The organism is Serratia sp. HNCC26DJ206, assembly GCF_057180605.1.
The window spans coordinates 1-10,376 of sequence record NZ_JBXUGP010000063.1 but is presented as its reverse complement, the minus strand read 5'-3'; the positions used below and the strand labels follow the sequence as shown (position 1 = coordinate 10,376).

9 protein-coding genes and 1 pseudogene are annotated in these 10,376 nt (G+C 49.1%); 8 read left to right on the top strand and 2 right to left on the bottom strand.

Annotated features, from left to right (window positions below; translation table 11 throughout):
• Positions 1-706: 706 nt before the first annotated feature.
• From AC2A1E_RS23435 to AC2A1E_RS23400, 8 genes are all read left to right on the top strand, one after another.
• Complete coding sequence (locus AC2A1E_RS23435) at positions 707-1,174, top strand: fimbrial protein (protein WP_484385746.1); 468 nt, start codon at positions 707-709, stop codon at positions 1,172-1,174.
• A 288-nt stretch (positions 1,175-1,462) separates the two neighbouring features.
• On the top strand, positions 1,463-1,834 hold the full coding sequence (locus AC2A1E_RS23430) for a fimbrial protein (protein ID WP_484385745.1): 372 nt from the start codon (positions 1,463-1,465) through the stop codon (positions 1,832-1,834).
• A 1,201-nt stretch (positions 1,835-3,035) separates the two neighbouring features.
• Complete coding sequence (locus tag AC2A1E_RS23425) at positions 3,036-3,416, top strand: winged helix-turn-helix domain-containing protein (RefSeq protein WP_484385744.1); 381 nt, start codon at positions 3,036-3,038, stop codon at positions 3,414-3,416.
• Positions 3,417-3,527: 111 nt separating this feature from the next.
• Positions 3,528-4,073: a fimbrial protein gene (locus tag AC2A1E_RS23420; protein ID WP_484385743.1), complete on the top strand. Its 546-nt coding sequence runs from the start codon at positions 3,528-3,530 to the stop codon at positions 4,071-4,073.
• Between the two features lie 56 nt (positions 4,074-4,129).
• The gene (locus AC2A1E_RS23415; protein WP_484385742.1) at positions 4,130-4,831 is read left to right on the top strand and encodes a fimbria/pilus periplasmic chaperone; all 702 of its coding nucleotides are present in this window, start codon (positions 4,130-4,132) and stop codon (positions 4,829-4,831) included.
• Between the two features lie 77 nt (positions 4,832-4,908).
• Entirely contained in the window at positions 4,909-7,509 is a 2,601-nt protein-coding gene (locus AC2A1E_RS23410; protein ID WP_484385741.1) for a fimbria/pilus outer membrane usher protein, read from the top strand.
• A gap of 86 nt (positions 7,510-7,595) precedes the next feature.
• Entirely contained in the window at positions 7,596-8,801 is a 1,206-nt protein-coding gene (locus AC2A1E_RS23405; protein ID WP_484385740.1) for a fimbrial protein, read from the top strand.
• A 153-nt stretch (positions 8,802-8,954) separates the two neighbouring features.
• Positions 8,955-9,536, top strand: coding sequence for a helix-turn-helix transcriptional regulator (locus AC2A1E_RS23400; protein ID WP_484385739.1), 582 nt, complete (start codon positions 8,955-8,957; stop codon positions 9,534-9,536).
• Positions 9,537-9,612: 76 nt separating this feature from the next.
• Here the strand turns inward: AC2A1E_RS23400 and AC2A1E_RS23395 are convergent.
• Positions 9,613-9,792: pseudogene (locus AC2A1E_RS23395) on the bottom strand (SDR family NAD(P)-dependent oxidoreductase); the annotation flags it as partial.
• A 119-nt stretch (positions 9,793-9,911) separates the two neighbouring features.
• Positions 9,912-10,376: IS3 family transposase (locus AC2A1E_RS23390; RefSeq protein WP_484385738.1), on the bottom strand; the 465-nt coding region annotated here is incomplete at its 5' end.

Here is a 10,376-nt window from a genome sequence, read left to right as displayed (position 1 = left end):
TGTGAGTCAGCGAATTACATAGGGGCCCGCAGCAATGGCTGCAATAAGGCCGGATATAAAGCTGCAACCTACATGTCAAAGTCAAAACAACGGATGCCTTGCAAACGGGATGCGTTCATATAAGATCCTCATGTCATCAAATCGCTACCCACCTGAGTTACGCGAACGCGCAGTAAGAATGCTTCTTGAGCAGCGCAGTGAATACAAATCTGAACACGCCGCTTTCAAGTCCATAGCCCCTAAAATTGGCTGTAATACCGACACTTTAACGCGAGTGTATCAACAATACTCCAACAGAGTACGCAGCGTATGGCTTTCATTGCCGTCCCACACCGCTGCAGCAACATGCCGAATGACTTGTCGCCAGTATAAGTAGGTCCTAGTTACTCACTCACCGCTTTATCTCATTTAACCCGTTTTCCCATCGCATCAGTCAACTCGTTCCAAGACGGACCGTGCCTGCGTACCGTGGAAAACAACATAATACACGTAAAACCCTTTATGGCTCAGGGCTGCAATGGTCGTCTGACCGGAGCCAGAACCTTGCAGACAGCACCTTGCGGCCCTTATACCCGCCACCTGCGCATCAATGCGCAGGTGTTTCATACTGCGTACAGTACGAAGCCCAGAAATTTGTTAGGCGCGGTGCGAGCCCTCAATGCCCACTGCAAATTGGCTTCCGGTTAACGTAGCAAAGGATTATATCGTGGGAAGTCCACAATATTACGCTGACTTCAATATCGGTACTTCCACTATCATCCCAGTGGCCTATTCCTTACAGACGCCCAACGTCATCGTGCCGTTGGGAGACGTGCAAGCGACCCTAGTCACCGGAGTGGGCAGCACCCTGGCAACCAAGAGTTTCAACCTGTGCCTGAATTGCGATGCCAATACCCGAGTCAATGCCTCGATGTCCGGCACCCAGAATACCGATACAGCCAATACCAACGTACTGGCACTCAGTGGCGCAGGCAATGCCGACGTGGCCAAGGGCGTGGGAGCCCAGATCCTCTATAACGAAACCCCAATGACCATTGGTCAAAATCTGCTGTTGAAAACCTCAACTGGTGGTGTTGAAACCTTCGGCTTCCAAGCTCGCTATTATCAGACCCTGGCCACGGTGATGCCGGGCAAAGCCAATACTACTGCCACGCTGAATATCGCCTATCAATAAGTGGACGATACGAACGGCATTTACACTTTGTCATAGGTTGTACAAAAAACAACACGGGTATAACCAAAGTCCCCATCAAGCGCCTCAGAATAAATGTAAGCTAAGCCCATCATTTAGAGCTTGGGATTACCAGCATTAAATGAAACTATCGTGTGATGCGTCAGATAGAACGACCCTCGGTGGCGCAGGCGACAATTCGATGATGGTGCTCACCGGCATAATATCATTAGATTTCATGGCATGAAGTTGCATTCAATAATGCCAAAAAACGGATTGAATAGAGATTTTATGAAAAAGAACATTATTAACGCTGCACTGTTTTCTTTGATTGTTGCCACCCCTGCCGTATTTGCTGCTGACGGTACCATTAACTTTGTGGGTGAAATTACCGATGTAGCCTGTACGGTAGATACTAACTCGCAGAACCTGACAGTCACCCTGGGTAAAGTTGCCTCCAGCGCGTTTAGCGGCATCGGTGGCAAAGCGGCACCCACTCAATTCCAACTGGTCCTGAAAGATTGCCCGATGGCCGCTACCACTGCCGTGGTGAAATTTGACGGCACCAGTGTTGCAGGTGACAACAGCGTACTGGCCTTGACTCCGGCTGCAGATGCCGCTCAAGGGGGGGTATCGAACTGTCAGACGCCAGCCAGCAGGTAGTTAATCTGTTTGAAAACTCACAGCCTTACACTCTGGAAACCGGTGCAGGCTCTGTCACCAACCTGAACTTTATTGCGCGTTACAAAGCCATTTCCGACACCATTACTGCCGGTATTGCCAACTCCAGCGCTCAGTTCACTGATCGTTTATCAGTAAGTCTTTCAGCATTCTGGCCATTAAGTACTCAATGGCCCTGCAGCAAAGAGCCTACTCATAATTCTGTGGTGCGACACGAGGCTGTTCCTGTGATTGTTTCAGCCAGTATGTAGTACTTACTCAGTGCGAAGAAACCTGCTGCCTCACCCGCAGTGCTCTACCTGGTTGTGCATCAAGAGTAATTATCGTGTGTAAAGCACCAGGGACAACGTAGCCACGGGTTATACGTGAGGTTCAATCTGAAACTGCAGCCGCAAACAGTGAAGGCGTGCATGGACAGCATAAGCAAGCCCGATAAGCGTCGTAACCAGGAAGGGGCCAGAGTGTCTGTCAGGCCTCAGCTAAAAGGCACGCGATCAGGTATGCTCTCTCACAGATAGGGTATCGCTGATGTTAACGGGAGCTCCTAGCATAACCCTTGAGTCACAAGAACGGAAGGCAATAACCCCGTAAGGTAGTGAACTCGTGAAAGCAAGCCAGGGTTGTGCGGGAACAGGATGCGGGAAAAGTCGAATGCTTGGTTGTAATGTTCGACCTACGGTTTTTTACTGGTTTGAAAAGTCTGGCGAGAACGTCGGGAGAATCGACGTGACGAAGGAACGTCAATGACGCAGGCCACAAGCCAATACAGTACCTTCGGCATCATCCTCGTGGTCTTCAATTGATGGGCGATAAAGCAAAATGATGTTTTTACGTGGTTTTTATTAAGATAAATCCCAATTGCTTTTTCATTACTCTACTGATTTTAAATTAAAAAAATAAAAAATAAGCATTTTAGTCTATTTTTTTTTAAAAAAAAGGGTATTTGACTAATGCAATAATTCTATTAAATGTAGTGCAAAAACAATTTTAAACTATTTTTTTTAGAATAAAAAACCATTTTATTTAAAAATAATGATGCTTTAACTCTTAAGAATGCCTTTAAATAACGTAAATGCTATCGATTTAGATAAGTTGCCATAAAGAGAATGGACTCTATAATAAGCAAAATTAAGGAGGATTGTTATCTTGGCTATGAAAGGCGAAATAATGAACTGAGATGTATATGGAAAGTAGACTGTATGGATTCCTGCTCGATGATAATATTCAATTCAACATTGCTAATAGAAAACTTCTCTATTATAGCAACGAGCCTTCTGAGCACTCCATTTTTTTCAAAGTTATCTCTTTAAATGAGATTCAAGCTCGGTTATTGATATTTTTGCTGAGCAATCACCGAAATACGGTCATCGATAAGAACCATATTATGAAAAAAGTGTGGGATGAGTTTAGTTTATCGTCGTCCAATCAAAGACTTTGGCAAACAATTAATGAATTAAGAAAAAAGCTCTCATCTATTGGTCTTGCCGATGATTTTATCGAGAATATACACGGTATTGGCTATTCCGTTGATAGTTCTAAAATCAGGTCATTACATATTATATAAATTTTGCTCTATTAATACCAGGGCAAGCTCAACATACCTATATAGGTATACATCACCCCATTTTAATGGATATTAAAATGGTTTAACAATACAAGGTAAGTAGGAATATATATGAAAAAGTTAGCAATCGTTGCATCTCTGTTCGCTGTATTCGGTTCCGTGGGTCTGGTTCAGGCGGCTTCTACCGGCACCATCACTTTTAACGGTAAGCTGACGGCAAACACTTGCGATGTAGTGGTTGATGGTCAGACTGCCGATGCTACGGTGACTCTGCCAACGGTAGGCATCAACCAGTTGGATGCTCCCACTAAGACGGCAGGCCAGACTGGCTTTGTTATGGCATTGAACAACTGTGCTGGTACGCTGAGGACCGCTTCTGCCTTCTTCGAAGCGGGCTCGTCGGTTGATACCGTGACTGGCCGTCTGAAAAACCTGACTGGTACCGCCACGGGTGTCAGCCTGCAACTGCTGGATGCATCCAGCACGTCTCAGGCAGTGATCCAGGCCGGTAACCAGAACCAGGTGATTTCCACCACTTATAAAGACGTTTCCGGTGGCAGCGCGACTCTGCCATACGCCGTGCGTTACTACGCTGAAGCACCAACCCAAGCGGGTACCGTGGTCAGCAACGTGGTTTATTCTATTCAGTACCAGTAATGGGCTGTGGGAGGGGGGATCTCCCTCCCAATCCGGGTGTTCGTCAGGAGTGTATTATGCAGTCTCTTTCTCTCAAAAAGCGTCAGGTGTTTACCTTTGCCGCAGCCGCACTGTTCAGCGTACACAGCCTGGCCAGCGTGGTGATTAGCGGCACGCGGGTGATTTATCCTTCTGATGCCAAAGAGGTCAGCGTCAAGATCAACAATGTCGGCCCGTCTCCGGTGCTGTTGCAAAGTTGGATCGATAACGGTGACACCAATGCCAAACCGGCAGCAATCAAAGTGCCATTTGTGCTGACCCCGCCGATGAACCGCGTTGAGGCCAGCAAGGGCCAGACGTTGCGCATCAGCTACGCGGGCGGTGCGTTACCGATGGATAAAGAATCGGTGTTCTGGTTGAACGTGCTGGAAGTCCCGGCCAAAAGCCAGGCGAAAGACAGCGAAAACCGTCTGCAGATGGCTTTCCGTACCCGTATCAAACTGTTCTATCGCCCGGTGGGCCTGGAAGGTAATGCCAACGATGCGGCCAAAGCGGTGACCTGGAGCAGCCAGGGCAACAGCGTGCAGGCGACCAATCCTACCCCGTATTATGCTTCTCTTGTGGATCTGTCGATCAACGGCAAAAAACTCGAAAGCGCCATGATTGCGCCGCGCTCTACCATGGTACTGGATTTACCAGGGCAGGCAGGCAGTAAAGTGAACGGCAGTTTTGTCAATGATTATGGTGCAGTGAATACCTTTGACGCTGTCGTGAAATAAGCCGCCGCATAGGCGTAAATAGAGTCAATTACGATATCAATCATGATTCAGGAAATAAATTCTTGAAGGGATTCTTTATGTCAAAATCTTTGCAATGTGGCTTATATGGCCGACTATCTCCCGTGGCGATGGCCATTTTATCGACTTTTTGCGTGGGACAGGTCAATGCTGAAACGGTTGCTTCTGCTCCACAGGAAGAGATCGCAAAGAATCTGGAATTCGATGCTTCTTTCCTGAATGTTGATGATCAGAAATCGGTTGACCTCAGCCGCTTTGCCAACGGATCTTCCGGGTTACCTGGGGTGTATAGAACCGCTTTATATATTAATAATCAGCTCATCAGTAATACCGATATTGAATTCAAGGCACGAGCAGATAAATCGATATACCCCTGCCTGACCCATGATCTCGCTAAAAACATTGCGTTTAATTACGACAAATTGCCTGCCGATTTTTTAAACCAACAAAATAGCGGCGAATTGTGCCTAGACCTGCAACACAAGTTACCTGAAGCGCGAGTCAACTACGACAGTAATGAACAGCGCCTGGATATTGTTATTCCGCAGGTCTATATGCTGAATACCGCCAGGGGAACCGTCAGCCCAGAGTTATGGGATCGTGGCGTTCCGGCGCTATTGCTGGGTTATAACGTCAATGGGTACACCAGCGAATCGCAGGGCAATACCTTCAATTCGGTGTTTGCCGGGGTCAATGCCGGGGTGAACGTCGGGGCCTGGTACCTGCGGCACAACGGCTCTTATACCCGCATGGATAACGGGCCAAACCAGTACAGCAATATTAACACCTACCTGCAGCGTGATATCCCGGCGCTGAAGGCGCGGCTGTTGATGGGGCAATCGAATACCACCGGGCAACTCTTCGATACCTTGCCGTTCTCCGGTATTCAACTTGCCACCGACGAGCGGATGCTGCCAGAATCCCTGCGCGGCTACGCGCCGGAAATCCGCGGCATTGCCCGGACTAATGCCCGTGTCACCGTGCGCCAGAGTGGCCAGGTGCTGTATGAAACAACGGTCACGCCAGGGGAGTTCTTGATTAACGATCTGTACCCGACAGGCTACGGCGGCGATCTGGTTGTTAACGTGCGTGAGTCAGACGGCACCGAACAGACCTTCAGCGTGCCTTATGCCTCGGTGGCGCAACTGTTGCGCCCGGGGGCGTCGCGCTATGCCGTGACGGCGGGCGAAATGCGCAGTGATAACCTGCGTGAAAAACCGGCGTTGTACCAGGCGACCTATCAGTACGGGTTGACTAACGCCATCACCGGTTATGGCGGCCTGCAGGCGAGCCAGGATTATTATGCGCTGCAACTGGGGACTGCAATCGGTGTACCGATTGGGGCGCTGGCGTTTGATGTCACCCAGGCGCGCATGCATCTGGGGAAAGGCCCGGTGACCGATGATAGCCAACACCAGGCGAGCAACAGCCTCAGCGGGCAGAGCTATCAGGTGAGCTACAGCAAGCTTATCAGCGAAACCAACAGTAACCTGTCATTGGCTGCCTATCGCTTCTCTACCAACGGTTATATGGACTTTATGACCGCGATGCAGACCCGTGAAGCAGTCGCAAAAGGGTATTCGCCGGATGCAATTTCACGCGCCAAAAACCGCCTGACGCTGACCGCCGGGCAGGGGCTACCCGAGGGCTGGGGGCAGTTGTACGTCAGTGGTTCATTGCAGAACTACTGGAACAAAGACGGCAGCGAGAAGCAGTACCAGATGGGCTACAACAACCGCTATCAACGCCTTTCTTACGGCTTCAGCATCAACCGCAGTTTCTCCAGCCTGGGAACGGCGCAAACCAATTACCTGCTGAGCTTCAGTCTGCCATTGGGCCGCGCCGACCAGATGCACACCCCTCAGTTGCGCATGGACTTGTCGCATGACAGTACGGGGCGTTATGGCCAGCAGGCCACAGTGTCTGGCAGCGCAGGGGCAGGGGATCAATTCAGCTACGGCGTCACGGCGATGAATGCCAATCAGGGTGTCGGTTCCAGCGGTTCGGTGAGCGGTAACTACCGCAGCCCGGTGGCAGCGCTGAGTGGGACTTACAGCACCGGTAAAAACTACCATAGCGCCTCTGCCGGGATAAACGGCACGATGATTGCGCATGCGGGCGGGGCGACCTTTACGCCGTACACCTCGGACACCTTCGCCCTGGTGGAAGCCAAAGGCGCGGAAGGGGCCAGCGTCTCGTCCTATCCAGGGGTGCACATTGACCCGTGGGGATATGCGGTGGTGCCTTATCTGAACCCGTACCAGATGAATGAAGTCAGCATTGATCCGAAAGGCACGGCCGCCAGCGTGGAACTGGACAACACCAGCCAGAAAGTAGCGCCGTATTCCGGGGCGGTGGTGAAGGTGAAATATACCACCAAGCAGGGCACACCGATTCTGGTGAATGCGACCTATCAGGGTGAACCGGTGCCGTTTGGGGCCGATATCTTCGACAGTAAAGGCAACAGCGTAGGTTCGGTAGGCCAGGGTGGGCAACTGTTTGCGCGAGTTGCTGATGACAGGGGGCAACTACGCGTGACATGGGGCGAAGGGAGCCAGATGCAATGCCGGGTGAACTATAGGCTGATGCCACGGGCAAAAAACAGCGTCGACTCGACAATACAGACTTTCAATACGGTTTGTGAAACCCAGCCAGTCTAACCACTGGGCAACCCCAGTTTCTAAGAGACACTGTCTGCGTTTTTACTCAGACTTCTATTTTCTGCCAGCAAGCGAGGCAACGACGGATGAAATTATCTATGAAAAACGTTCTCGGACTGTTTGGCGGCCTCTTGCTCAGCGTTATCAGCGCCAAGAGTTGGGCCGTGGCGAACTGTTCGTTTGATGCTGGAGCAACCCAAACGGAAACGGTGCCGCTGAGTCCGCCGGTGATTTCTGCCGGGGCCGATATTCCCGTGGGGACGGTGCTTTATCAAGGCCGTTGGGTGATGAAAAACACCAAGATGGGGTGCCAATGGGCACAGGCCGACGTGGGTAAATCATTTTGGTACAGCAGCTCAACGCTGATTAGCAATGCTCCACTGCCTCTGAGCGGCTTGATGGCCGGCCCGTTTGCTGGTGCAGTCTATCAGACGAATATTCCTGGGATTGGCGTAGCTATTTCACGAACCCCTGATGGCAGCACAATAATACCCAATAGGCCAGCAGTGACCACCGATGTAGAGAACCCTATCAGGCAGGTTGGCAATGAATTAGGTGGAGCCTTGAATTTCGGCGGTTCAACACGCTATGTCTCGCTCATTAAAACAGGGCCGATCACGCCCGGTAGCTTTACAATTAGCGGTGCAAATTTCCCGAGTATCAAGACAGCGCTTGAACCACCGGTAAATAGCCACCCTGGCTCCGTTGCCGTCATCGGGCTGCCGTTTACTTTTTATAATATCAATTTCCAGGGAACCTTGAGGATCTCTACACAAACCTGTGCGACGCCAGATGTCACTGTGACAATGGGGGTTTATGACGTCAGTGAGTACTTTACTCGGGTAAATTCGACCACACCTTGGGTTGATGCCTCCATCGCCTTAACCAATTGTCCGACATTTTACGGCTTTTATAATAGTACCAATACAACATTGTTGATGGATTACGCTACGGGAACGAGTAACGCTACCACCTCACTCAATAACAGTATTGGCGTGCGATTGACTCCGGCGACTTCAGTGATCGATGCAGCCAACGGAATAATGGCTATCGACTCAACGGTCTCTGGTGCTGCGGCGGGCGTGGGGATCCAGCTTGGTTGGGGGGATAGCGGCCAAGCGCCGACGCCGTTCAACTTCTCGGCCGAACAGACAGTGACACTACCAAAAGACAGCAGTTCGACAATTCGTATCCCGTTAGCAGCCCGTTATATTCAAACTGCGACGAACAATGCTGACGTTTCGCCGGGCCATGCGAATGGCAAAGTGGTATTTACGATCAATTATTATTAATCGATAAACGACGATACCTTCAAGAGAGTATGTGGGTATCGTCATTATTTATAAAATTCTATATCACCATGTATATTGATTGCGCGGTTTGAGTGGTTTTTTATTCTCTGTGAGTCGATGAAGTGGATGTTCTCTTTAAGCTTGAGGTGGGTGATGATTATGTTTTTGAATGTAAGCGTCGTAACTGAAAATAATTATTTTTTTATCGGGGTTAAAGAGCATTTACATGGTGATGGGCGAGTCATTAAAAGAGTAAATCCTTGTGGTTTAGAAAGTATTTACTGGGGTGGTTTTAAAGAAGATGATATATTAATATTCCATACTTCAAATTATATTGATGAGTTTTTATTTTTGGTGTCAACACCACTTTTCCTGGGTAAGATAATATTTATTCCGATAAATGAAAAGGTAAAGTTTTATCTGGGTTCTAAAAGGCATGTATTCTTGGGGGTACGTGCAAGCATCGATATGATTTTGAATGAGGTAACCAACCCCCCAAATAGTGCAATGCCTAAAAAGAGTTTAACTCGAGGGAAATTAACGAAGAGAGAAAAAGTAATACTGTTTCATACCATTAATGGCATGGACGCAAAATCCATCAGCCAGTTTTTAAGCATTTCAAAGAAAACCGTAAATGTACACCGCCGGAACGCACTTCATAAACTTGGCGGGCGAAATTTCTTTGAGATATGGCCGATGAAAGAACAGATTCTAAGGTCAGCGTTTTTTTATTAAACCATAATTCCAGACCATTTATATAGTGCTATAAAAACTTTATACCAGTGATCATTGAAGGCGCGATCTTCGTGCGAGTCTGATGAAGTGAGCGATCCACCCAGTCTGTACGGAATGGTCCAGGCTCGATGCAGGTGACATCAATGCCCAGCGGTTCAACTTCAGCCTTTAGCACATCAGAGAAACTTTCTACGGCATGCTTGGATGCCGCGTAATACCCTGAGCCTGGATAGTCATGTAGTGATGTGATGGACGTCCCTCCCTCAGCGCAAGTCCTGCCACACTTATGCTGAGTATTCTTTTTTCAGAGGTACTGCATCATGAACTCGATAAAAGTCATTGGTATTGAACCGCCCCGGTTTTCTTGGAGAGTGTTTAGTCCGTGAACTCAGGCTGCAGTAACTTATTGTTCACCGATGCATAATACGCTTTTTCTGCCTCAATCGGTGGCACATAACCGATACGCTCCAGAAGCCGACGGTTATTGAACCAGTCAACCCAGTCCAACGTGGCCAACTCAACATCCTGCCTGTTTTTCCAGCTTTGACGGTGGATCACTTCTGCTTTGTATAACCCGTTGATACTTTCAGCCAATGCATTATCGTATGAGTCACCTACGCTACCCACTGACGCCATCACTTCCGCCTCTTTCAACCGTTGTGTGTACGCCAGAGAGACGTATTGGGAGCCGCGATCGCTGTGATGGATAACGCTACTGCCAGGTCTTCTGGCCCACATGGCCTGTTCTAGCGCATCCAGAACCAGTGGGGTTTCCATCGTTGATGACACCCGCCATCCCACGATCACCCCGGCGAACACATCAATAATAAATGCCACATA

Coding starts and splice junctions, on each gene's coding strand:
- AC2A1E_RS23420 (WP_484385743.1), top strand. CDS start 3,528: ATGAAAAAGTTAGCAATCGTTGCATCTCTGTTCGCTGTATTCGGTTCC.
- AC2A1E_RS23410 (WP_484385741.1), top strand. CDS start 4,909: ATGTCAAAATCTTTGCAATGTGGCTTATATGGCCGACTATCTCCCGTG.
- AC2A1E_RS23405 (WP_484385740.1), top strand. CDS start 7,596: ATGAAATTATCTATGAAAAACGTTCTCGGACTGTTTGGCGGCCTCTTG.
- AC2A1E_RS23425 (WP_484385744.1), top strand. CDS start 3,036: ATGGAAAGTAGACTGTATGGATTCCTGCTCGATGATAATATTCAATTC.
- AC2A1E_RS23415 (WP_484385742.1), top strand. CDS start 4,130: ATGCAGTCTCTTTCTCTCAAAAAGCGTCAGGTGTTTACCTTTGCCGCA.
- AC2A1E_RS23400 (WP_484385739.1), top strand. CDS start 8,955: ATGATTATGTTTTTGAATGTAAGCGTCGTAACTGAAAATAATTATTTT.
- AC2A1E_RS23430 (WP_484385745.1), top strand. CDS start 1,463: ATGAAAAAGAACATTATTAACGCTGCACTGTTTTCTTTGATTGTTGCC.